The sequence below is a fragment of the Synergistaceae bacterium genome (genome assembly GCA_017443945.1).
In the GTDB taxonomy this organism is placed as follows: Bacteria; Synergistota; Synergistia; order Synergistales; family Aminobacteriaceae; genus JAFUXM01.
Genome location: JAFSXS010000105.1, coordinates 1 through 24,773 on the forward strand (window position 1 = coordinate 1; position 24,773 = coordinate 24,773).

Here is a 24,773-nt window from a genome sequence, read left to right on the forward strand (position 1 = left end):
AAAAACTTTTGCACGTGCGGAGAATCAGTAAATTTGGGCGGGCGGGTGGGCAGAATCGATTCAATGCGTCAAATAAAGCCCTGCATATTAGCAGCAAAAATGGCGGTAAACTTTTTTATTTTTTCTGCGTACAATGTGAGCAAACGATAAGATTTTAGCTTTTGACTCTGTATATTATCGGCAAACTTTCACGGGTTTATATTGCGTTATAATATATAAAATTTTCAATCGGGAAGCAGGTTTTATTTATGCGTATGAGTCAAAAAATTTTTTCTGCGTTGATGCTAATTATTTTATCGTGCGTTACGGCTTGTGCTGCTGATGAATCAGAAATTACTTTTTCCGGCAATCTTACTGTTATTATAGACGGCCAAGAGACAATAATTAACGGAAGTAAAAATATTCCCATGCCTGAAACTTTTAGAATCGAGACTCAAGACGATTACCCGGCTATAATGGCGCAATTATTTAAAGAGGGCGGACACGTTGCAGATAAAGCAGCTATAACCGTAAAGACTTCAGAAAATTTTACAGTCAGCGGCAAAAGAGTCATGGGCGTTTTTGCAATTATAGGGACTAAGCCTCAGAAACTTTTATCAATAGGCGGCAAGAAAGCACCATATAAAATTTCTGCTGAACCGGGCGATTATTATATAGCAATTAAGAATACTCCCCAAGAAGACAAAGAACAGGAAGAATTAGACGCAGCTATTTTGCAATATATAAAAATTTCCGTTAGCTTATAAATTTTTCTCTCACAGTAAGTATTTAACTCGTTGACTAAAAAATTTTTTGAGTTATATTTTATTCACATTTCAAAATTTCGTGAACAAATTATATTTATTAAGGAGGACTTTACCCGTATGAGCAAAAAATTAGTATCAGAGCTTATAGCCGATTACCTCGAACGCAGGGGAGTGCAATATATTTTCGGTCTTTGCGGTCATACAGTTATCGGAATGCTTGACGCTCTCTCACGCAGCAAAAAAATTAAATACATCTCGAATCGTCATGAGGCTGTTGCGTCCACTGCTGCCGACGGTTATGCGCGAGTAACTCACAAGGCTTCTGTTGTAATGTGCCACTTAGGGCCCGGAATTACAAATGTTCTAACCGGTGTAGCAAATGCCGCGTTTGATTCAATTCCTATGGTAATTTTTGCCGGTGATGTACCAAGCTATTATTACGGCAAGCACCCCCATCAGGAAGTAAATATGCACGGAGACGCGACTCAATATAGAATGCTTGAGCCCGTCTGCAAACGCTGCTGGAGAATCGACGATCCTGAGTCATTGCCTGATATTCTCGATAAAGCATTTAGACTCGCTGAATCAGGCCGCCCCGGTCCCGTTTTAATTGATATGCCTATGGACATTTGGTCGCGCGAAATTGAGGAAGATTTATTTGCACGCACTTATAATGACAGCCATGTAACAATGAAGCCCGCACTTGATCCCGCAGCAGCAAAGGCAATCGCGAAAAAATTAATCGAAGCAAAGAGTCCAGTTATTCATGCAGGCGGAGGAATATTACTCGCTCAGGCATCTAACGAACTTGCAGCACTCGCAGAATTTCTTGATATTCCGATTTCACGCACTCTAATGGGTCATGGCTGTGTCAGTGATTTGCACCCGTTAATGATTGGTCAGACAGGATTTTGGGGACTCGCTCATACTCATGAGTTCACGTTAAATGCAGATGTGATTCTTGCATTAGGGACTCGTTTTGCAGAGGCTGACTCTTCAAGCTGGTATCAGGGCGTTACGTTTGATCCGTCAGTAACAAAATTTTTGCAGATCGACATTGACCCGTCAGAAATCGGCAGAAATTACCCCGTCGAAATAGGAGCAGTCGCAGATCTCAAATTAGCACTCGCACAAATATTAGACGAAGCAAAGAAAATTTGTCCGAACGGAATCAAGCGCGAAGGTTTACGAGAGAAAATCGCAAAGGCCAAAGCAGAATTTAAAGAGTCAAACGTCGCAATCTCAAACGATGACAGATTCCCGATGACCCCGCAGAGAATCTTGAAAGATTTAAAGGCTGCATTACCCGAAGACGCTTTAATTTTCACGGACGTAGGCTGGAACAAAAACGGAGTCGCACAACAATATGATATTACGATTCCCGGAACTGTTCATCACTCGTCAGGACTCGCTACAATGGGATTCGGAGCGTCGGCAGTTCTCGGCGGAAAAATTGCAGCTCCTGATAAAATTTGTCTTGCATTAATCGGCGACGGAGGATTCGGCGTTAATCCAACTTGCATGGCTACAGCAGTCGAACAGGGAATCGCGTGCACATGGCTTGTTATGAATAATTGCGCGTTCGGAACTATCGCAGGACTCGAAAACGCAAACTATCATACTAAATTCGGAACAACATTCCAGACTCCCGACGGTGAAGTTTATTCGCCTAATTGGGCAGAGGTCGCAAAAGGTTACGGAGTCGAATCAATACGCGTTAATTCAGCAGCAGAACTCGCACCCGCACTCGCAAAAGCAGTTGAAGCAAATAAAGCAGGCAGACCGTTTTTAGTTGAGGCCATAATGGAAAATATCGCAGTCCCGACCCCAGGGTGCTGGAACATCAACGATATTTACACGCCTAATGAATTAGTGAAAAACGGCAAGCTCGTGAAGAAAGACGAAAACGGAAAATATATTCCGCCAAGTCACGCAAAATCTCACATTACGAAATAATTTAGAAGGGAGAAATTTTTATATAATGGCACATCATGAAGTAACACCCGAAGAAATAGCAATGCTTGAAGAAATGGTCAAGAAGGCCAAGGCAGCAGCAGCAGTTATCGCAACTTATGATCAAGAACGAGTCGACCACCTTTGCCGGGCAATTTGTGCAGCACTCTACCCGCTCAAAGTATGGGGGCCTATCTGTGATGAAGCAGTTGACGAGACCAGACTCGGCGATAAAGTAACAAAGCGCAACAAACGCAACAAGCTCAAATTAATTTTACGTGACTGCTTGCGTCAAAAAAGTGTAGGAATTATCGAGAGCAACCCCGAAAAAGGTCTAGTAAAATATGCAAAGCCAGTAGGAGTTATCGCGACTCTTGTTCCGACAACAAATCCATGTGTTACGCCGGCAGGTCAGGCAATCTACGCAGTAAAAGCGCGCGACGTTCTTATTTGCTCGCCACACCCCAGAGCTAAAAAAGTTACCTGCAAGACAGTAAATATTATTCGCGGAGTTCTTGAGCGTGAAGGCGCACCAGCTGATATTATTCAAGCAATCGAGGAGCCTAGCATTTCATTGACTCAGGAATTAATGAAGATGGTCGATATGGTAATCGCTACAGGAGGCCGTCCGATGGTGAGATCTGCTTATTCGTCAGGAGTTCCGGCTTATGGTTCGGGCGCAGGAAATTCTACAGTTATCGTTGACAACACAGCGAACACTAAAGAACGTGCGTACGAAGCAGCAATGAATACGAGAATCTCAAAATGTTCTGACTTCGGTTCGGGCTGTTCATGCGACGGAAATTTAATCGTTCATGAGTCAGTCTATGATAATTTTGTCGAGGGCTTAATCAAAGAAGGCGCGTATATTCCAACGTGGGAAGAAGCAGAGAAAATTAAGCGCGTAATGTGGGACGAGACAGGACACAGGCTCCCGGACACTGTTGCAATTTCTGCACAGGCACTCGCGGAAAAAGCAGGTTTCACAATTCCTGCAGACCGCAAATTTATTGCAGTTCCCAACAACGGACAGAAAGAGGGCTTCACGATTAATAACGCTGATGACATTAAAAAGTGTGTCGGCAAAGAACATTTCTTCTCGACGGAAAAATTAACTACGCTTTTAACTCTCTTCAAGTATGGCGGAGAATTTCAGACAGCACTTGACATCATGCAGGAAATTTTTGACAAGGCCGGCGGTAAGGGACACTCTTGCGGGCTTTACTCGTTCGATGATGATCATATTCACCGCTTAGGAATGTGCGCACCTGTTTCACGCTGCATGATTCGCCAGCCAAATAACAGAGGCAACGCAGGAAGCGCAACAAACGGAATGCCCCCAACTAACTCAATGGGCTGCGGGACTTGGGGAGGAAATATCGTCAGCGAAAATATTACGTTAAAGCACTACATGAATACAACGTGGGTAGCTCGTCCGATTCTTGAGGATATGCCGTCGTTACAGGCTTTATTCGGAGAATTTTACGAGGACGGAATGGACGAAGAATAAATAAATTATTTTTGCGGACTCGGAGTAAAATCCGGGTCTGCTTTAATGTTATGTCATCATGAACGAAAAATTTGACTCTCGCAAAGCAATAATTACAGGTGCAGGCGTAATAATTTTTCTAATTGTGGGTATGCTCGCTATGTTCTTGATTCCGTCTGACTCTGACTCTAACGCTAATAAATTGCCCGTTCAGCCTGAAAAAATTTCTGTTCCTGTCTCTGACTCCGTTCCTGTTATAGCAGAAAAAATTTCAACAGTGCCGCAAAAATCTGACTTGTTCATTTACGTTACTGGAGCAGTTAATAAACCGGGAGTCTACAAACTTTCAGCAGATTCGCGAATCTTTCAAGCAATCGAAGCCGCCGGGGGTTTCAGCACAAAGGCCGACAAAGCCTCTATAAATCTCGCAAAAAAATTAATGGACGGGACTCACATTCACGTCGAGCAAAAAGGAGCAGCAAAACCAACACCGCCGCAATTGGTCAATATTCCGGGAGTCCAAGCAAATAATAACTTAATCGCAATACCGCTCGTCAGCAAACCTGCAAATAATAACAATAACTCAAATAAAAATCTCGTCGACGTAAATAAGGCCTCAGCAGAAGAATTGCAAAAATTAAACGGTATCGGCCCAGCTCTGGCAAAACGAATAATCGAATACAGGCAAGCTCACGGGAGATTTACTAAACCTGATGATTTAATACAAGTAAAGGGAATCGGCCCGGCCAAGCTCAAGAAAATGAGAGAACAAATTTTGATTCGCTGATAAAATATGGAAATTTTACGACGCGCCCCAATGTTAGCAATTTTAGCAGCGTTGGTGTCAGGTCTTGCGCTTTATGACAAAATCGGCGGAGCAGCATTTATTGTCGCAGTGCCGTTAATTTTTTCGGGAGTCATGTTTTTATCGTACGAGAATGAATTACCCGGACAATGGAAAATATTTTTTTGCGGGCTTGTTATTGCGCTTATTTGTTCGATTAGGTTATATTCTGGAATTTTCCCGCCTCAAATTGAATCGCGCGTAATAAATAATGCTTCGGGAACAGTTGAATCGATTCGCACGTGGGGACGAACTTACATAGCAGTAATAAATATTGACAATCATGGCCGATTTATAACGGGACTCCCATTTGCAATATATTTGCCTGGCGACAGAATAAAATTTAACGGAGCTGTCAGACCGCTGAAAATTTCACGTGATAAAGGCTTTAACGAGGCTCGTTACTGGGGAGCGCGTGATGTAACAGGCTGGGTGAATATGTATGACGTTGAAGAACTGCCGCAAAAATTCAGTCTTGCCCTTATGCGTCAAAAAATTTCGCGTTCACTTGGGATTTATGCAACTGACTTGACCGGAAAATATTTAAAAGCTGCTTGGCTGGGTGAAAGGGTTGACTCATTAAGCAAAGCTCATAGGAAATGGGGCACGAGTCATTTATTAGCGGTCTCAGGCTTTCACGTTGGAATGTTTATTTTGTGCTTGAGTTTCTTGTTAGGGAAAAATATTTTACTGTTGTCATTATTTATGTGGCTGTACATATTTTTAACTGGGGCTGCTCCGAGTGCGATGCGTGCGGGCTTGATGATTCAGACAGGATTAATAGCTTTGCTGCTTGGCCGTCCTGTTAGTGCAGTTAATAGTGTGAGTCTTGCGGGAGTAATTTTATTATTGTATTCGCCGTTATATTTCTGGGATATTGGCTATAGATTATCTGTCTTGAGTGCGCTTGTAATTTGTGCGATTGGGCGTAAAAAATTTATGTGGCTGCTAATAAGTCCTGTTGCTGCTCTGGTAACTTTTCCGCAAGTTGCTTACACTTTCGGGGGAGTGCCGTTAGTTGGACTTGTGCTGAATTTATTTGCGCCGTTATATTTTGCGTTTGCGTTCTCGATTGCGTCAGTGTTTGAAATATTGCGTGCGGTTCATGTTCCGTTATCGTTATTTGCGGTTGAAGGAATATTCAAGCTCTGGGAATTTTGCGCGGATTACATTGCGGGTCTTATTCCGTACGTAGTTGAATATAATATTTTTATTGCGTGGCTGGGTTCGGGGACGTTTTTATATTTTATTTGCAGATACTTTGATTTTGCGGTTGCGAGAATATTTGCGGTTATGCTTGTGGGAAGTTTTGCGGCGTTTATGATGTTCTTATAATGTAAAAAAAGGGGAGTGGCGTTTATTTCAGCGCCGGAGAATCTATTACAAGACTCGCGCTCCCGTCTTTGTTTGCGTTCATGATTGCGTGAACTCCCAGAGGCAGGAAAAAATTATAATTTCCATGTCCTGCAGGAACGTTTTTAATCACTGGTTTATGCGACAATAAAGCGTAGTGCTTGAAAATTTGTTCGACCGTAAAATCTGAATCTTCCGGGTTACCGCAATTTTTGAACTCTCCTAATATAATGCCGTTCACGCGTTTTAATAGGCCGTTCTGCCATAATTGATTCATCATTCTGTCGATTCTGTAGGGTTTCTCGCCGACTTCCTCAATAAATAATAATGCGCCTTTGCCGTTAATCTCGTAAGGAGTCCCGATAAGCGATGCAATTATAGTCAGATTTCCGCCGATAATTTTTCCTTCAGCTTGACCGGCCGCAAGTGTTTCGAGCTTTACACCTTCAGGCATGGGAATTTCTCCGATCGGGGTTGTTCTTGTGAGTCCTGCAAAGAAATTTTCACGCGTATATTTAGAGTCTAAATTCGGATTAGTAAATGATACAAGCATAGGCCCGTGAAAAGTGGACATATTACATTTTTCATTAAATACGGCGTGCAATGCTGTTATGTCGCTGAATCCTACAAAAATTTTCGGGTGCTTGGCTATCATCTTATAATTGAGCCGACCCAAGATTCTAGCACTCCCGTAACCGCCCTTAACGCATACAATCGCTTTTATTTCATCGTCAGCAAAGAAATTATTTATATCTTCCGCGCGTTTTCTGTCAGTTCCCGCAAAAATTTCATATTGAGACGTTGCAGAAGGTGCGAGCTTGACTCTATAACCGTGAGACTCAAGCAATTTTATAGAGTCTGCAAAATCTTCCAGATTCGCACAAGTGGCGGGCGCAAGAACTCCAATACAATCACCGGGCTTCAACGCGTTCGAGGCCTCAAGAGTTCCAGCAAATAATAATATAATTAACGTGCACAAAAATTTTTTCATGAATCTAAGACTCCCTTATATAATGCTCATAAAATTTTATCGTTAATTCTCATATTTGGGAAATTATAATAAATCTTTGCGCAATAAATGAGAGTGCTAATGCTATAACATCAACGATGACTACAAAAATTTCCGGGTGATTAGCTGTCATATTTATAATTGAGCCGACTCAAGATTCTAGCACTGCTGTAACCGCCCTTAACGTATATAATCGCTTTTATAGTGAAAACAAATGCAAAAATTTTTTTACAACCGGTGCCGATTGTGCGTAAATGACTGCTCCCGTTGGCCTCAGCATAAATATATAGCGCGAACATGCAAAAGTTTACTGCTATTCAAGTGTATTTACTATATCAACATAACAGGCATAAAAAAGTACCAGCGCAAAAACGCCGGCACTCGTAAAAAATTTAATTTTCCGTTGACGTGTCATAAGAGCTAATAGACCCGTAATTATGTCTCCGACTGCCCAAATAAATATAATAAATGCTACACCGATTCCAGTTCCTATTTGAGCTCCTGCACGTTCTGCCTCGCTAGCTGCATTCATTCCGCCTACCAGCCATAGAAGCATTAACACGTTAAATCCGTAGAACAGCCACAAAAAAATTTTTCCCATTACAGACCGTTTCGGCTTGCGTAAAACTTTCCCGCATTTAGGACACTTTAAAGCACTGTCGCTGACTTCTGTGTTACATTCCGGACACTTGATTAACATCTTATGACCCCTTTTCTATAATTATTTGCGTGATTTATACAGAAGGGGAGAGGGGATATTAGTCAATCAGTAGATTCACGAGTCTTTACAGCAATAAAAATATTTAATTCTCATATTTCGGAAATTGCCCTAAAAGTTGCGGCACAAAACGCTCAATTATCAAGCACATAACAGCAGCAAACACAAACGCTATAACACTTCCGACTAAAGCAGGCACTAATTCAGGATAACCGGGCATTAAATTTTTCGCAAATGGCATCGCTATTTCCCATAAAAAATTTTTATGCAATAAATAAATTCCTAAAGTGTGCTGACCTATATAATACGTCATGAAATTCAAGCTGAAAGGGTGCGGGGACTCATGAGCAAAGCGGGCGATAATCATAGAAATTGCTAAAATTAATACGCTGCCGAATGTACTATTATAGAAGAACCAGAAAATATTTCCGTACATAGAATTTGCCATTATGCATAAATCTAAACTATCAGCGCGCGCAATCGTCCCGGCGTAAAATAAAATCAGACTCGCACAAAACGTCAATGCAAGCACAAAATTTTTCTGTTGAGCTAGAATCAAAACCGGCAGCCTTAATGCCATTCCCAGCAAAATAAATCCTCCCGCCGTAAATGCTACTTCAACATTCCATAAATAACCGCCTTCACGAGCAGGAATATTCAACCCTACAGCAAATAATATTACAGCAAGAACAACGCACCATTTTTCAAAACTTTTTACGCCCATTATGCCCAGAATAGAAATTAACGCCTGAACGATTATTCTTGCAGAAAATAAGCACGTCAAATACCATAATGACGTAAGACTCCCGATTCTTGTTATCTCAATATATGAACCGTAAAGCAAACCGGCTATATTCTTGAACGAAAACGGCGCATAAATTAACCCCCATATTAAATACGGCACTACGAGAGCAAAAATATTTTTCCTGATAAAATTTTTCCATTCTTTAAGGCTCGTTAATGGCTTTATCTTTATTGACATTCCTGCGAGAAAGAAAAATAACGGCATGTGAAACGAGTATAACACAAGTCTATATAATGGCCTGTCAAAATTTCCTGCTGTGTGGCCGAGTATGACAAGAAAAATTGTTATTGCCTTCGCTGCGTCAATTAATTCTATGCGTCGTGATTTCATGTCCGTTTACTCCTTTTATAATGCTAATAATGACGTTAAGTAATCGCCTGATTTATTATTTCCTGAGTCAAAAGTTGTCAAGCGGTCTATATATTTCCCTAAAATGTCAGTCTCTAGATTTATAAAGCTCCCTGCTTTGAGACGGCCAAGTGTCGTAGCTTTCAGAGTCTCAGGAATCAACCCTACAGAAAAACTTGACTCGCCAGCATTTATTACAGTGAGACTCACACCGTCAATGCATACTGAACCTTTTTCGACAATCCCACGCAATAAATTTTTATCGTCGGGAATAAATACCGCTTCTTTCGTGTCAGTACCGCGAATTTCTTTAACTTCTGCGACCCCGTCTACATGCCCTAACACAAAATGACCGTCTAATCTGTCAGTTAATTTCATCGCGCGTTCGAGATTTACGAGTCTCCCCGGACGCAAATTTTTCCAGAACCATGTGCGGTTAAAAGTTTCCTGCATCATTTGAACGTCAAAAGTTTTCGAGTCATTTCTTGTAACTGTAAGACATGCCCCGCTTACTGATACAGACTGACCAATTTTTAAATCTTGTGAAATTTGCGATTCTATTGTCAGCGTATAAAATGTGCCCGTCCTGCGAAAAATTTTTACTGCCGCTACTTCTTCTATAAGTCCTGTGAACATGACAGCCAGCCCTCTATAAAAATATCATCGCCCAAGCGTTTTATCTTTGACTTGGGAATATCGACATTAAATGCCTCACTTACTGATTCAAAATTTAGATTCATGCCAAAGCCGCGCCCCTCGCCGAAAATTTTAGGAGCAATGAACAAATTAACGTAATCTGCAAATTTTTCACGCAAAAACGAGCTTAACACCTCCGGCCCGCCCTCTATCATGAGAGTCAAAATATTTTGTGTTACGAGATAATCAAGCGCAGATTTTATGTCAATGTGATTATTGACAGTTTTTATGCGTGCGACTCTTGCTCCTGCGTTCTGTAGGGCGGTAAATTTTTTCTCGTCAGCAGTCTCACTCGTAAGAATCAAACATTTATTATCATTTGCGATTGCTTTAGCGTTTAAAGGCGTTCTCAATTGCGAGTCAAGAATTATTCTCAACGGGTCAAGGCCTTCAACATGTCTGACAGTTAATTGCGGGTCATCGTGCAGAATGGTATTAACTCCGACTAAGACAGCATCATTTTGACTGCGTAATTTGTGAGCCTGTGTGCGTGATTCAATGCCTGTTATCCATTTGCTTGAGTTATTCGCGAGAGTCATTTTTCCGTCGAGACTCATTGCAGCTTTTAACGTGATGAACGGCCGATTATGTTTATGAACGAATACAAAGCCGCGATTCAAAAATTTTGCCTGCTCCATAAAGCCTTGAGTCGTTTGCTTGACTTCGATTCCTGCCTCACGTAAAATTTGCAGCCCTTGACCGTTGACTTTGGGATTTGGATCCGTCATCGCATAAATTACTCGCGCAACCCCTTCACTGACGAGTCTTTGTGCGCACGGGGGAGTCTTTCCGAAATGCGAACAGGGTTCTAACGTTACAAAAACTGTAGAGCCGCGTACGTCTTCATTGTGATTCTTTGCGTCGTTGAGTGCTTCTATTTCCGCGTGAGGTTGTCCGCATTCGTGGTGCCAGCCTTCACCGATTATTCTATCATTCTTGACGATGACGCAGCCGACCATAGGATTTGGCGACGTTCTGCGAAGACCTTTTTTAGCGAGATATAATGCACGCCGCATGTAATAACCGTTTGCTATAATAATTGCCTCCTTCTTTGAGTGTATGAAAATTTTTATTGATATTATATCTGAATATCTGTAGAAATTTTTGCATGTAGGAGCTACCCCTTATATCAGGGTGGGCGGGCAGAACAAATTATATAAGCGCGATAAATTATTTACATTGCAGCTGGATTAAGTGCCTTGAACATTTGCAAAAAAAATTGTTGTCTTTATGCGAGACAAAATCACGTCATTATTTCGGGGGACGGCGAGAATCAATGAACTATTATAAAACGTTTTCGAATGAGTGATATAATTAATTAATAATTTTTCCCATACGATTAATACAGAATAATTTTACAACTACATTTGCAACTACAAAAATGTTGGCTCGTTCACGTGATAATAAATATTTACGAAGAAAAAATTTTTTGCAGCGAGATAAATTTTTCACTTTTATTTGCACAACAACAGAAGAAAAAATAAATTTCTTTATCGCGATATGTTATGCTAATATTATCCTGCAATAGTAAAGCGAGATGAAAATTTTTTGAATTGTCATAATCACGAACATGAAATTATTATAAAGCGTCCCGAATTTAAACGGGTAGAGAAAAAATTATCTGTCAAGATTCCAACTGAATGGGGAGTCTTTGATGTTCATGCATACAGAAGCATAACTCAGGACGACGACTCACACACTCATTTAGCGTTAGTCATGGGAGATATTTTGACTCCTGAACCTGTTTTAACACGCGTTCATAGTGAGTGCTTCACCGGTGATGTATTAGGCTCTCTTAGATGCGACTGCGGGCCCCAATTGCATAAGGCACTGTCAATGATCGCAGGAGAAAAACGCGGAGTCCTCCTTTATATGCGTCAAGAAGGAAGAGGAATCGGCCTATTAAATAAATTACGTGCCTACAAATTACAGGATGAAGGACTTGACACAGTTGATGCAAATGTTGCGTTAGGTTTTCCGCCTGACATGCGCGAATACGGAACGGGTGCGCAGATTTTACAAGATTTAGGACTCAAGCGTATAAGACTCATGACAAATAACCCCGGCAAAATTTCAGGTCTCGAACAATACGGCATAGAAATAACAGAACGAGTCCCGATCTTAATCGCCGCTAATGAATACAACGAGAAATATTTACAGACAAAAGAGTCTCGAATGGGACATATTTTCAGGAGGTAAAAATTTTTATGAAGGTTACAGAAGGAAAGCTGCTCGGTACTGGCTTATCGGTTGCAATAGTTGCTTCACGTTTCAATGAGTTAATCACATCGCGTTTAATTGACGGTGCAAAAGATTCGTTAATGCGTCATGATGTATCAGGAAATTCAATCGAAATTTTCTGGGTTCCTGGTGCGTGGGAGCTGCCATTAATCGCGCAGGAATTAGCACTAACCGGCAAATATGATGCAATTATCGCATTGGGTGCAGTTATTCGCGGAGATACTCCCCATTTTGATTATGTAGCAGCAGAATCATCAAAAGGTTTAGCAAGCGTCGGGCTTAATCATCGAGTCCCGGTTATTTTCGGTGTTCTCACATGTGATACACTTGATCAGGCTTTATTACGTGCAGGCAGCAAATCGGGCAACAAAGGCTCAGAGTGTGCGGTTACTGCTATAGAGATGGCTAATTTGTTAAAGAATATCAGACGCAACAACAACGAAGGAGAAAAAATTTATAATGCTTGACATCAAATATATTCTTGCAAACATGGACGAGTACGCGGAGTGCCTCAAGAATCGCAAACATGATTTCGATTTGAACATTCTCGCAGGACTCGACGAAAGACGGCGCAAAATTATCGGTGAGACAGAAGACCTCAAGGCCAAGCGCAATGAAGGATCACGCAAAATCGGCAGCGCAAAAAATAATCCCGATCTCGACGTAAACGCCTTAAAAGCTGAAATTAAGTCAATGGGCGATAAAATAAAGTCTCTTGACTCAGAGCTTGCAGAAATTGAGTCAGAACTTCACAATCATTTAATGACTCTTCCGAACAAATTAAGCGCAACAACTCCGATCGGCAATGATGAAAATGATAATCCCGTCGTACGCAAATGGGGAGAGCCGAAAAAATTTGATTTCGAGCCAAAACCGCACTGGGACATTGCTGAACCTCTCGGAATAATGGATTTTGAACGGGGAGTCATGCTCGCACAGAGTCGTTTTACAGTTTTGCAGGGACTCGGCGCAAGAATGGAACGCGCGCTAATTAATTTCATGTTAGACCTTCACACGAAGAAGCACGGTTATTTAGAAGTTGAGCCGCCTTTCATGGTAAGATCTGCGATTCTTGAGGGTACTGGACAATTGCCGAAATTTGCAGAAGATCTCTATAAATTGCAGAATGATGATTTATGGCTGATTCCTACTGCTGAAGTGCCGCTAACAAATTTGAATCGTGAAAGCATATTAGATGAGAAAGATTTACCCTTGTATTATACTGCTTATACTCCGTGTTTTAGACGCGAGGCAGGGAGCGCGGGACGTGATGTCAGAGGCTTAATGAGGCAGCACCAGTTTGACAAAGTAGAAATGGTGAAAATCTGTACGCCCGAAACAAGTTATGACGAGCTCGAAAAATTGACAGCTAATGCCGGTGAAGTGTTAGAGCTTTTGAATCTGCCGTATAGAGTCGTAAATTTGTGTTCCGGTGATATAGGCTTTGGATCTTGCAAGACGTATGATTTAGAAGTCTGGCTGCCTTCACAAAATAAATACCGCGAAATTAGTTCGTGTTCAAACTGTGAAGATTTTCAAGCCCGGCGAATGAATTTGCGTTACAGACCTGCTGACGGCGGGAAAATAAGATTTGCGCACACACTTAACGGTTCGGGGATTGCAGTAGGGCGCACTCTGATTGCAATAATCGAGAATTATCAGAACGAGGACGGGAGTATAAATATTCCTGAAGCGCTCGTGCCGTACATGGATGGGCTTACTAGAATCACTTCCCGATAGTGCATTAATAATTTCGGGCTGTATATCAATTGCAATAATCTGCGTAGGGGTTCAGTACTATATAAAACGTGCTTTACCCCCGCGCCAGTATGGTTATTTGCGAGATATCCTGCTTTGCGGTGCGTGGTTGATTTTAGCGTCGTGGTTTGGCTCGTTTGAGGATAGAGTCATAATTTGCGGTGCTATGCTTGCGAATGTTGCCGGAATTGCAGAAGTAATTTACAACGATGCGCGCTGGCAGTTGCTTTATCCGATTATAGGCGCGTTGTGTGCATACTTTGGGCCGGGCGTTCACTTTATAAGATTCCCCGACAATGAATATATTTATTTGACTCCGGCGTTTTCGTTTATAGCTGGGACTCTGTGGTTTAGCTTTTTCCCGTTTATATTTAGATATTTGGACGAAATTTCCGGGCTTGTCGGTCATGTCTTAGCGGTTTCATTTGTGATGATGTTAGCTGCATGTTTTGTGATGGGTTCGGGAGCGTTTTTCATGTCATTTGCGGGATTTATGCTTCTTGCAGCTTTCTGGAGCCGGTTCGGGAACATGTACAGGCAGGCTGGGAAGGCTTTAGCGTCAATGTGGGGAATAATTATCGCAGGAACGGCCATAATCGGCAGCACAAAAGGTATAGTCTTAAGCACAGTTTTATTTTTATCGCTGGGATTATTTGCGATTCCAGTTATAGAGATCGTGATAAATTTTGCCCGTGATTTATTGAGCGACACAGAAGAAAATAACCAGCATGGAGTCGGGAAAATCTACCGCAAAATGTTAGACGGCGGAACAGAACACCCCGAAGCAGTGCAATATTTAGCGGGCTTATGTGCGTTAACGAGCATTTCTGCTGTGTGGAATAAATGGTTAATAATTCTTGTAGTCGTAATAATTTTATTTATCTTCAGGCGTTCGAGAAAGAAGCAGTCTCAGGGCAGACCGTCATTATGGGGAATAACGTTTGATAATGTCTCGATGAATTATGCGGTGTCAAAAGCTCGCGGGTTGATTCTGAATCCCCCCGATGAACGCGCAAGCCTTGTAGTTACGTTAAATGCTCTCGGAATGGAGACAACTATTGATGACCCTGAATTTTTCGAGATCGTGAAAGATTCTGCGATGATTCTTGCTGATGGGTCGGGCTTGTGTCTTGGCATGAAAATTTTAGGAGATCCCGTGCAGGAAAGAGTCGCGGGAATAGATTTTGCCGAACAGTTGTGCAGATTAGCGAGTGTTGAAAAATGGCCGGTTTATTTTGCGGGTGCAGCAGGGGACACAGCAGAAATTTGCGCGCAGGTCTTGCAGGGTCGTTTTCCCGGTTTAATTGTAGCTGGGACTCATGACGGATATTTTGACATCAGAGATACATCAATCCCCGACGAAATAAGGTCAAGCGGTGCAAAAATTTTACTTGCTGCAATGGGTCAGCCGAGACAAGAAAAATGGATAGCTTTACATCGCGAAAGACTCGGATCGTTATTAGCTGTAGGAGTCGGCGGAGCTTTTGACGTTTTCTCAGGACACTTGATACGCGCTCCCAAGTGGGTGCAGAAAATCGGATTTGAATGGCTTTATCGTCAATTGCAAGAGCCTAGCAGGTGGCGCAAAAATTTGAGATTAGTAACGTTTATGATGAGAGTCTTTGCGACAAAATTCGGTTTTTACCGCAGAAGCAGATAAATTATTATTCCCATGAAAATTATGCAGGTTCCGGACATTGCGGCCAAAATTTTAGTAGTTAATGAGCTTGGCTGCTTTGTCTGGCTTGAGTGAGTGCCGGAAAAATTTGCAAGTTCTTCATTTACTGCCTCTCTTATTTCATGAACGAGTGCGATATTATTTTGTTCCTGTGATGCTGAAATTTCGCGCGATAATTCTTCAAGTTCTTTGCTGTGAGTCCTGCCGTTTGCCTTAATGAGTCCTTCAAGTCCCGGAAATGAATTATTTATCAATTTATCGAGTCTAGGATCAGGCTCGTTAATTATTTGCGATTTATTGTCAGGAGGATTAATTTTTTGCTGTGCCGGCTGATTTTCACGTGAATATTTTTCGCTGAAGGTCTGCAGGCCCTTTACTAATTCGCTTAACATTTCTTGAATATTTGATAGTTCCTGCAGGATATTATTATTTTCGTGAATATTATTGCTTGAGTCATGATTTTCTGCGGCAGATTTTATTACATTTTCGAGACCTGTTGAGATTCCTGTTAATTTATCGGGCAATTTTTCTATTAAGCGTTTAAGATTCGTAAATTCTTCGAGCATTGAAGCCATTGACTGCATTAACATACTTCGGCCGGCTCTGCTGTCTTCTATGCTTGAACGTATAGATTTCTCAATGTGCGAACGTAACTCTTGAGACATTCTGTTAGTGCGTTCGAGTGCGTTTGCGAATTGGTCGGCGGGTACAGCGGAGTTTAACGCCTTTGTCAGTGAAGGCAGCATTTGAGTCGCGAGTTCAGATACGAGTCTTGCAGTTGTCGGGTCGAGTTCATCAATGGCCATTATAAAATTTTCAGCTCCAGTTAAAATTTTTATTTATGAATTAGTATAACAGGTTTGCGCGAAATATTTATAATTTATTGCTATAACAGGAAATTTTTTATTTCTGGTCTGATATGGCCGATTAAATAAAGACTCCCGCAGACAAGAATCAAATCATGATTATTTACAGCCTGCTTCACTGCATTTAACGGCAAGTCAAAGCATTCTGGGACATTTGCCCACTTGAAATTTTTTGCGGCATTAAATAATTCTTCTGGAGTTGCAGCGCGTTTCATTTCCGGGACAGTCGTAAAATATATTGAAGGCTCTAAATTTTTGCTGATTAACTCAAGACAGCCGGTGAAATCTTTATCTCTCATTGCAGCATAAACAACAGCAATTTTTTTGTCAGGCCATAGAGATTTGACGCTCTCACATAAATTTTTTACGCCGTCGTAGTTATGCCCTCCGTCAAGAATTATTAAAGGCTCGCGGGAGATTATTTCGAGTCTTCCCGGCCAAGACGCTTTTTGCATACCGTTATAGATTGCTTTGTTCGTGATTAACGGAAATTTTTCGCGGATATTTGCAATTGCTGACAGTGCTAATGACGCATTGAGAACTTGATATTTGCCGATTAAACTTGTATGAACGTCTTTAAGATTTAACAAGGGCGAGTCAAAATCGAATTTGTTGCCGTCTGGAGTAATGCGAATATTATCGAGTTCCACGCACTCACTAACGACAAAGGGCAGGGCTTTATTTTCGCGGCAGAAAGTTTTAAAAAGTGGTATCAAACTCGAATCAAGTCCGGAAAAAATCGCGGGTGTATCAGCTTTCACGACTGCAAATTTTTCACTGGCTATGCTCTCAAGTGTAGGGCCTAAATACTCCATGTGATCCATTGAGATTGACGCAATAACAGAACATGCAGTATCAGCAAGTAAATTAGTAGCGTCGAGTTTGCCTCCGAGTCCTGCTTCAATGACTCCTGCCTGAATATTATTTTCGCGAGCTAAGACAAACGCACAGGCCGTCAGAATCTCAAAGTATGAGGGCAAGTCTTCATTTTCGCGAATTTCTTTCACGACTATATTTGCGGCATTAATCCATTCTTGCGCAGTTAATGCATGACCGTTGATTAATAGTCGCTCGCTTGGACTCTCTAAATGCGGACTCGAATAGAAACAAGTTTTATAGCCTGACTCATTTAAGATTGACGAGATAAATGCACCTGTTGAGCCTTTGCCGTTAGTGCCTACAATGTGAATGGCCCTGAAAGTGTTTTGCGGGTTGCCGAGTCTCTCAAGCAGTCGGGAAATTCTTTCAAGGCCGGGAATTATTTTATTTGTCGAATGGTCGTATAAAATTTTCTCGAACGTGTCAAAATCTTTCATGATAAATTATTTAGATTTAGGCGGAGGAAATACAAAACTTGTCTTGAATCCCATAGCTTTCATTGCATTCATGACGTGTTCGGCTGATTTCTTGTCGGCTCCTGCGAATACCCAGACTTTAATATATTTTGACGCAGGATTTGAATACACTGTAGCTTTGTAGCCTGCTTTGTTAATTTTGTTTGCTGCTTCCTGTGCTGATGATTTAGAACCGTATGCGCCGACTTGGACTCGCCATTGTTTAGATGTTGGCAGATTTGAAATTTTCGGCGGTGTTGCCGGTTTTGCGGGAGCTGGTGCAGGTTTCTTCGCGGGAGTTACAGCAGGTTTTGCGGGCACTGGCTCAGGCTTTACGGGTTCAGGAACGGGCGTAACTTCAACAGTAACAGGCGAGGGAGTCGAAGTCTCTCTAACTCCGGGGACTGCTAACAAATTTGTATCTGACGCTGCAATATCTTGTGAATCAGTTATTATTATTTCTTGTGCGGGTTCGGGATTCTCGCGTCTCTCACGTTCAGCAAGCAAAGCAGGAGATTCAGCAAATGCCCTCGTCGATGAAATTCCCGGTGAAGTCCTTAACCCATTGAGGAAAAACTGCCGTCCTGCAATTATGAGCAAAATTACAGCAGCAACACTCACAACGGGCAGAATAATATCACCAAACGAAGGCAAAATCCCGCGTTTCTTTATCCCGCGCCTGACTGTTGAACGTCTTGACTCAGTCCTTGAGGTTCTTTCTGAAAAATGCCGGCTGGTCATATGGCTTCCTCTGCATTCCCGGGAATACGCTATGTTCATCATTTGCAGGCTGTGTTAATCTAGCTTCCTCAAAACCTTCTTGAGCGCGTCTCTTCTTTGTGTATGCGTCATAAAGAGTATTAATTCTCGGCGGCTGGGGAGGCTGTACAGGTGCTCTCGGAGGCTGCTGAGTTTTCGGAGTCTGATTCTGTTTCTGCGAGTCATCTGCTGTTGACTTGCTGATAATTTTCGGGCGTTCTCTGCCGTCTTCGGGGAATGTCGCAATTAATGTAACGTGAACTTTATCGCCGAGAGATTCATCTATGACGTGCCCCCAGATAACTTGTGCGTCAGGGTCTGCTGTTTCCTCGATTATTTGTGCAGCGTCGGACATTTCGCCTAAAGTAATTTCGCTTCCTGTCGTAACATTTAACAAGATACCTTTTGCACCAGTAACAGGAAATGTCATTAACGGCGATGTGATTGCGTTCTGGGCTGCTTTCTTTGCGCGGTCTTCGCCTTCACCCTCACCCATTCCCATTATTGCTGTGCCTGCGTTTGTGAGGATTGCTTTAATGTCTGCGAAATCAAGATTTATGAAACCATTTTTAGTAATCAGGTCTGTAACGCCCTGCACTGCTTGACGTAAGACTTCATCAACTTTTTTGTAAGCGTCAATAATCTTTATCTTAACTCCGTTGTCCATTTGAAGGAGTCTGTCATTCTCGACGATTAAAAGCGCGTCAACGTTTTTCTTAAGTTGATTGATTCCTTCTATGGCTGTATTCATGCGCTTACCCATTTCGAAGCCAAACGGTTTTGTAACGACTCCGACAACAAGAACGTTCATATCTTTTGCGAGTTCAGCAATTACCGGAGCTGCTCCCGTTCCTGTACCGCCTCCCATACCGGCAGTAACAAACAGCATATCAGCACCCGTTATGTATTCTTTGATTTTGTCGCTGCTTTCTTTTGCGGCATTTGCTCCGACTTGAGGATTTGCCCCCGCACCGAGTCCGCGCGTTAAAGCCTCACCGAGAATAATTTTATTAGGTGCTTGACTCATGTCTAATGCTCTTGCGTCCGTGTTAGCTGCTACGAAGTCGACACCCTGAACGCCTGACTCTATTATGTGATTGAGTGCATTTCCTCCGCCGCCTCCGACACCGAACACGACTATTTTTTCATTCTGATGTACGTTATTATTCGCTAAGTTGAATAATTTATTTTGATCCATTAGCTAAAGTTCTCCTCCTTTAGTGTGTGAAAAATTATTTTATCGTATTTTTTCGGGCATGACAAAATTTTATTAAAACATGTCGCGTATCCTCGACAAGAAATTTGTTATAGCGTCCTGAAAATTTCCTTTGCGGCGTTCGTCGTCCTCTTCGTCATCGCCTTCATAGCCGTCATAATCGTCATTATTGTTGTCGTAATAATCATCATCTTCACGGGGCTGAGGCTTATTTTTTCCGCGTCCCTTAGTTACTGGTGCAGAGTAGGACTCTTCGCGCTCTTCTTCATCTTCTGACTCTGACTCTTCGATGTCTTGATCCTGTGAGCGGTTAAATTGTTCTGAGTCAATGAACACATAAGGGTCATTTTCACGGATTACGCAATATTTTAATATACCTGCTGCGCTGACGTATGACGGGTGATCACGGCCATAAGACATTTGATAAATAGGTTCGCTCACTTTACGTACGGGCATCTGCAAAATATTTGAAAGAAGCATATCTATTCCGGGTGTCTCGGAGACTCCGCCAGATAAAATTATTCCGCTCGGAAAATGCTGCGGGGTACACTCGGCTAAGGCTGCACGAACATAATCGCCGAATAATTCTTCAATTCTCGCTAGAATAACCTGTACTGCTAAATCTACGTCAACACCTTCACTGCGCAAAGTGTCGGAATCTGTCGTAAAAATTATTTTCTTGAGTCTCTCAGCGTCGACCGGGTGTAAATGCAAAACTGTAGCCAAATCGCTTTTTATGTGATCGCCGCCGATGGGAATATTTATAACTCTGAATGCACGCCCCCCGCGATAAAGCACGATTCCTGTAGTGCCTCCGCCGATACAAATCGATATACAGCCTGAACGCATTTCTTCATCGTAGACAGCTCCTAATGATGAAGCTAACGGTTTGAGAATTAAGCCTTTGACCTCAAGACCGGCCTTGCGCACACAATCACGGACATTTTTTACATAATTCATGGGAACTGCTACAGTTTGCAGCCACATATCGAGTCTATTTCCGTTCATGTTCAAAGGTTCGTCTACCGGGCGGCCGTCAAGTTCGTAGCTGGTCGGGATCATGTGAAGAGAGTATAAATTATTTCGCAGATTTACATTTAAGTCTTCCCGTGCGCGTCCTATGAGTCGATTCAGATCTTCACGCATTACTGATTTAGAGTCGCGAGTCCCTAGTGTTATCATGCCGTGGCTTGACTCGCTTTTGATGTCCATAGCGTTAAAGGCTACTACTACATTGCTTAGCTTTCGTGATGATATGCCGGTCATTCCCTGTGCATCCTGAAGAGCTTTAGTTATTGACTGCTGTGCTTCCTGAATATTTACAATTACGCCTCGTGAAATTCCGCGTGAAGGCGCTTCCCCGAAACCTATTATATGCAAAGAATCAGGATAATCGCGATCCCGTTCTGCAACTATCATTGTAGTTTTCGTTGTTCCCATACTCAGTCCGACTAGCAGACTGTCAGATTTTCCCGGCATTTTTTTATGTTCCCCTTCTTATAAGAAATCAATAAATATTAAGTCTATACTATATTATAAATTACGCAATAAAATTTTCCCCTCATAAGTTGCGTCTATTATATGACTCCCGCCCTCAGTTATTAAGCGCGAAAATAAGTCATCGATTACTGTTCCGACATCTTGACCGTTGTATTTATCACGCTGTAATAATAACTCAAATTTTTGTTTTCCGTGAGTGAGCTTGAGATTAAATAAATCCATTCCGGCGCGTCGTTCCCATGTTATTTCGCTTGCTGAATCGAACCATTTAAAATTTTTGAACTCGTCAATAAATGTTGCGATTCTTTCCGTTGAGATTGGCGACCTGAATACCCCGAACATTGGCGGCTGATTGTTATTATTATTATTGCCATGCTCCGGAATTTTCCAGATTATGCGGCCGGCTTTCTCCTCGTTAGGTCTTCCAGGTTCAGAGAGCCACATTTTACCGTCTCTCGATATGCACCAGATTTTTCCGCGCCATTCTACTTTTATCCATGCTTGAAGCCACTCTAATTTTGTCTCGAACTTACCGAATTTTATCATGCTTGTATCAACTGTTACAGGCAAATCGCGTTCGAGAAATTCTTTCAAGCCCGCAGAATCTTTCAGCAGATAAGGCCAGAACGTTAAGCACCTTGACGGGAAAATCTCCCACAAACGCCGCTCTAATTCCTGAGATTGTGTCTCAACGTGATAATCTTTCAGAGCAAACCAGAATCTATACTCTTTTATGCGCATGAGTCCGCCTAGAATGAACATAATCAATATAAAGACTCTAAGGCGCGGACGACGACGCACAGCAGACTCACTGTAATACAAAGCACGGGGCAGCAGTCTTTATTTCCTGCTCTAATTTTATTCCCGTGAGATCAAAAACTTTTTTGCGGCAAATTTCTATCAAGCCAACTATATCAGAATACGAAGCATTACCGGTGTTGACTATAAAATTTGCGTGCATATCCGACACAACAGCAGACCCGACAGAAAGATTTTTACAGCCGCAATCGTCTAATAATTTACCAGCTGAAAAATTTTCGGGATTCTTGAATGTACATCCGGCAGACCTGAAATTTAACGGCTGATTTTTACGGCGCAATAAATTTTTCTTGTATTCGTCCTCGTTCCAGCATAAAGAATTATCGAGCTTCAATCTTGCAGAAATTATTATTATTTTCTCGTCAGCAAGCGAGCATTTACGATATTCAAATTTTATATTATCTGAGTCATAAAGCCTGAATTTATCGGACGAATCCAGAGTCAAGACGCTTTCTATTAATTCGCAGATTCCATGACCCGACGTGCCTGCGTTACCTGCAACTGCTCCGCCCAAAGTTCCCGGGATTCCAGCAGCGAACTCAAGACCGCCGATATTTCTATCACGAAAATTTTTCACCAGCATAGGCAGACTATAACCTGCCTGAACGTCAACAAAATTTTTCTCCCATTGAATCGCGTTTAATTTCTTAGTTGATACAACGAGAGCATTCATTAAACCGTCCGGAAAAAGTATATTGCTGCCTCCGCCGATTATATAAACGGGTAAATTTTTTGTGTGCTCTAAGATTTTGCATAATTCATCGGGTGAAGAAGGTTCTGCGAAATATTTTGCTGTGCCTCCTGCGCCGATAGTGCATAAACCTGCTAAAGATTTGTACTCGTTTATATTTATGTTCTGCAAATTAATTAACGGCATTTACTCATCAATTTTTCCTGTTAAATTTTAATTGACGTACTCCTCACTACTGAAGTCGTGGGATTCTGGGATCCTCAAACCTTACCTGATTGCTCAGGTCTTACGAGTTATCCTCCAATGGTCGACGCCCCAACCATCTTATTTGTAATTATTATACCCTAAATAAAATCAATTTTCGCGCAAAAGGTTTTCACCAATTTTATAAACGTCGCCCGCTCCCATAGTAAGCAATAAATCATCAGGCTTTAATACTGACTTGATAAATTTTATGGCGTTATCGAAATTCACGAGAGTTATAATTTTTTCGCTGTAATTAATTATTTCCTGCGATGAACTGTGTTCGATTTCGTGTTCGCTGGCAGCATAGACCGGCAATAAAAAAATTTCGTCGGCCAAGTTTAGGGACTCTGCGATTTCATGAGCAAACATTGCAGTCCGTGAAAATCTGTGAGGCTGATACAAAACTATGATTCTTTTTCCGGGATAAATTGCGCGTACTGCTTTGAGGGTTGCGGCTATTTCTGCGGGGTGATGTGCGTAATCGTCCATTACTAAAATATTATTTGCTGTCTCACCCTTTAATTGCATACGACGTTCTGAACCGTGAAAATCTTTGAGAATCCCTGCACTTGTCTCAAAATCTATACCGTTTATGAATGCTGCTGCGATTGCTGCTAAAGAATTTAATATGTTGTGTTCGCCCGATATTGAAAGCTCAAGAGTCCCGAGTTCGCGTCCATTATGAGAAATTTTGCATTTAACGCCGCCTCCGGGATTATTTACGATGTCATATGCTCCCCAGTCGTAATTTTTTCCCCAGCCGTAACGATAAATATTTTTGCGGTTCCTGCAGGTCTCGAAAACTTTTTTTGCGCCGTTGTCCTCTGCACAGATTATTAACGAGTCTTTTCTGCCGTCTGAGAATCTCGTGAAAGCCTGTATTACTTCTTCGCGTGTTTTATAGTGGTCTACGTGATCCCAGTCTGCATTTGTAATTATTGCTGTTGAGGGGTGAAAGAGTTCAAATGTTCCGTCGCTCTCGTCGAGTTCTGCTATAAAAAATTTTCCTGTTCCTGATATTGCGTTGCTGCCTAAATCGGGGACGTTTGCTCCGATATAAATTGTAGGGTCGAGTCCTGCGCGCTTGAAAATTAGTCCTGTCATTGATGCTGTTGTAGTTTTTCCGTGTGCGCCTGCTATGCCTATGCCCTGATAATTATTAAATAAATTGCTTAAGGCCTGTGCGCGCGATAAAATTTTTATGCCTTGATTCTGGGCTTCTATTACTTCGGGGTTGTCATGACTTACGGCGGAACTTAGTATTAAAGCGTCGGGATTATAAATTTTTATGTGATCAGGAGAATGGCCGATTATGTACGGAATATTATCGAGACTGTAAGATGACTCTTTGAGGTCGCAGCCCGTTACGTTGAGTCCGTGAGCCTTCAAAAGTTTTGCAAGTGCGCTCATACCTGCACCGCCCATACCCATGAGGTGAACGTTTGTCAAAAAATTTCACTCCTATTCAAGATTTATATATGAATTATAGACAATAGACGGCGTGAAAGAAAATATTTTTGCGTGAACTTGTTTTATGGTTTTGTTTTTTGCCGCCGAGCGGGGTGGGTGGGTGGGAGCGAGGCGGCGGCTGATATACTATAAATTCACGAAAAAGTTTTGTCGTTAAAGCTGTTATGTTCAAATGTGTGATAAAAATTTTTATTGCTTGTTCACACTTTAACGTTCATAATTTGTGTATTGACT

Annotated in this window: 23 protein-coding genes; 9 read left to right on the plus strand and 14 right to left on the minus strand. The window is 41.9% G+C overall.

Features of this window, described 5'->3' with window-relative positions:
- The first annotated feature begins 254 nt into the window (after positions 1 to 254).
- The 5 genes from IJT21_10665 (at position 255) to IJT21_10685 (ending at position 6,367) form a co-directional block, all read left to right on the plus strand.
- Entirely contained in the window at positions 255 to 746 is a 492-nt protein-coding gene (locus IJT21_10665) for a hypothetical protein (protein MBQ7578711.1), read from the plus strand.
- Between the two features lie 117 nt (positions 747 to 863).
- Positions 864 to 2,702, plus strand: a complete 1,839-nt coding sequence (locus IJT21_10670) for a thiamine pyrophosphate-binding protein (GenBank protein ID MBQ7578712.1) — start codon at positions 864 to 866, stop codon at positions 2,700 to 2,702.
- A 25-nt stretch (positions 2,703 to 2,727) separates the two neighbouring features.
- Positions 2,728 to 4,209, plus strand: coding sequence for an aldehyde dehydrogenase family protein (locus IJT21_10675; protein MBQ7578713.1), 1,482 nt, complete (start codon positions 2,728 to 2,730; stop codon positions 4,207 to 4,209).
- 58 nt (positions 4,210 to 4,267) lie between these two features.
- On the plus strand, positions 4,268 to 4,975 hold the full coding sequence (locus tag IJT21_10680) for a helix-hairpin-helix domain-containing protein (protein MBQ7578714.1): 708 nt from the start codon (positions 4,268 to 4,270) through the stop codon (positions 4,973 to 4,975).
- A 30-nt stretch (positions 4,976 to 5,005) separates the two neighbouring features.
- Positions 5,006 to 6,367, plus strand: coding sequence for a ComEC/Rec2 family competence protein (locus tag IJT21_10685; GenBank protein ID MBQ7578715.1), 1,362 nt, complete (start codon positions 5,006 to 5,008; stop codon positions 6,365 to 6,367).
- 22 nt (positions 6,368 to 6,389) lie between these two features.
- Here IJT21_10685 and IJT21_10690 read toward each other — a convergent pair whose 3' ends face one another.
- The 6 genes from IJT21_10690 to ribD form a co-directional block, all read right to left on the minus strand.
- A complete protein-coding gene (locus IJT21_10690) occupies positions 6,390 to 7,376 on the minus strand; it encodes an LD-carboxypeptidase (protein ID MBQ7578716.1) in 987 nt (328 codons plus the stop codon).
- A gap of 140 nt (positions 7,377 to 7,516) precedes the next feature.
- Positions 7,517 to 7,693 (minus strand): hypothetical protein, encoded by a 177-nt coding sequence (locus IJT21_10695; protein ID MBQ7578717.1) that lies wholly within the window; start codon positions 7,691 to 7,693, stop codon positions 7,517 to 7,519.
- 14 nt (positions 7,694 to 7,707) lie between these two features.
- Positions 7,708 to 8,094: a zinc ribbon domain-containing protein gene (locus tag IJT21_10700; protein ID MBQ7578718.1), complete on the minus strand. Its 387-nt coding sequence runs from the start codon at positions 8,092 to 8,094 to the stop codon at positions 7,708 to 7,710.
- Positions 8,095 to 8,197: 103 nt separating this feature from the next.
- A complete protein-coding gene (locus tag IJT21_10705) occupies positions 8,198 to 9,247 on the minus strand; it encodes an acyltransferase family protein (GenBank protein ID MBQ7578719.1) in 1,050 nt (349 codons plus the stop codon).
- A gap of 15 nt (positions 9,248 to 9,262) precedes the next feature.
- Complete coding sequence (locus IJT21_10710; GenBank protein MBQ7578720.1) at positions 9,263 to 9,901, minus strand: riboflavin synthase; 639 nt, start codon at positions 9,899 to 9,901, stop codon at positions 9,263 to 9,265.
- Complete coding sequence (gene ribD / locus IJT21_10715) at positions 9,883 to 10,977, minus strand: bifunctional diaminohydroxyphosphoribosylaminopyrimidine deaminase/5-amino-6-(5-phosphoribosylamino)uracil reductase RibD (GenBank protein ID MBQ7578721.1); 1,095 nt, start codon at positions 10,975 to 10,977, stop codon at positions 9,883 to 9,885. Before ribD ends, IJT21_10710 begins: the two co-directional genes overlap by 19 nt.
- 508 nt (positions 10,978 to 11,485) lie before the next feature.
- On the opposite strand from ribD, the gene ribA reads away from it, so the two are divergent.
- From ribA to IJT21_10735, 4 genes are read left to right on the plus strand one after another with little or no spacing between them, the layout of a single operon-like run.
- Entirely contained in the window at positions 11,486 to 12,160 is a 675-nt protein-coding gene (gene ribA / locus IJT21_10720) for a GTP cyclohydrolase II (GenBank protein MBQ7578722.1), read from the plus strand.
- 8 nt (positions 12,161 to 12,168) lie between these two features.
- Positions 12,169 to 12,669 carry a 6,7-dimethyl-8-ribityllumazine synthase gene (locus IJT21_10725; GenBank protein ID MBQ7578723.1) on the plus strand — a complete coding sequence of 167 codons (501 nt, stop codon included), beginning with the start codon at positions 12,169 to 12,171 and terminating at the stop codon, positions 12,667 to 12,669.
- Positions 12,662 to 13,942 (plus strand): serine--tRNA ligase, encoded by a 1,281-nt coding sequence (gene serS / locus IJT21_10730; protein ID MBQ7578724.1) that lies wholly within the window; start codon positions 12,662 to 12,664, stop codon positions 13,940 to 13,942. The genes IJT21_10725 and serS overlap by 8 nt, the downstream gene beginning before the upstream one ends.
- Positions 13,914 to 15,620, plus strand: coding sequence for a WecB/TagA/CpsF family glycosyltransferase (locus IJT21_10735; GenBank protein MBQ7578725.1), 1,707 nt, complete (start codon positions 13,914 to 13,916; stop codon positions 15,618 to 15,620). The genes serS and IJT21_10735 overlap by 29 nt, the downstream gene beginning before the upstream one ends.
- Here IJT21_10735 and IJT21_10740 read toward each other — a convergent pair.
- From IJT21_10740 to murC, 8 genes are all read right to left on the minus strand, one after another.
- Entirely contained in the window at positions 15,602 to 16,444 is an 843-nt protein-coding gene (locus IJT21_10740) for a hypothetical protein (protein MBQ7578726.1), read from the minus strand. The two genes, IJT21_10735 and IJT21_10740, sit on opposite strands and share 19 nt — an antisense overlap.
- Positions 16,445 to 16,524: 80 nt before the next feature.
- Positions 16,525 to 17,820, minus strand: coding sequence for a bifunctional folylpolyglutamate synthase/dihydrofolate synthase (locus tag IJT21_10745; GenBank protein ID MBQ7578727.1), 1,296 nt, complete (start codon positions 17,818 to 17,820; stop codon positions 16,525 to 16,527).
- A 6-nt stretch (positions 17,821 to 17,826) separates the two neighbouring features.
- On the minus strand, positions 17,827 to 18,579 hold the full coding sequence (locus tag IJT21_10750; protein MBQ7578728.1) for an SPOR domain-containing protein: 753 nt from the start codon (positions 18,577 to 18,579) through the stop codon (positions 17,827 to 17,829).
- On the minus strand, positions 18,539 to 19,795 hold the full coding sequence (ftsZ, locus tag IJT21_10755; protein ID MBQ7578729.1) for a cell division protein FtsZ: 1,257 nt from the start codon (positions 19,793 to 19,795) through the stop codon (positions 18,539 to 18,541). Before ftsZ ends, IJT21_10750 begins: the two co-directional genes overlap by 41 nt.
- A 72-nt stretch (positions 19,796 to 19,867) precedes the next feature.
- Complete coding sequence (gene ftsA / locus IJT21_10760) at positions 19,868 to 21,292, minus strand: cell division protein FtsA (protein MBQ7578730.1); 1,425 nt, start codon at positions 21,290 to 21,292, stop codon at positions 19,868 to 19,870.
- A gap of 54 nt (positions 21,293 to 21,346) precedes the next feature.
- Positions 21,347 to 22,054 carry a hypothetical protein gene (locus tag IJT21_10765; GenBank protein ID MBQ7578731.1) on the minus strand — a complete coding sequence of 236 codons (708 nt, stop codon included), beginning with the start codon at positions 22,052 to 22,054 and terminating at the stop codon, positions 21,347 to 21,349.
- A gap of 67 nt (positions 22,055 to 22,121) precedes the next feature.
- Positions 22,122 to 23,009: a UDP-N-acetylmuramate dehydrogenase gene (gene murB / locus IJT21_10770; protein MBQ7578732.1), complete on the minus strand. Its 888-nt coding sequence runs from the start codon at positions 23,007 to 23,009 to the stop codon at positions 22,122 to 22,124.
- A 168-nt stretch (positions 23,010 to 23,177) separates the two neighbouring features.
- Positions 23,178 to 24,518, minus strand: a complete 1,341-nt coding sequence (gene murC, locus IJT21_10775; GenBank protein MBQ7578733.1) for a UDP-N-acetylmuramate--L-alanine ligase — start codon at positions 24,516 to 24,518, stop codon at positions 23,178 to 23,180.
- Between the last annotated feature and the right edge of the window lie 255 nt (positions 24,519 to 24,773).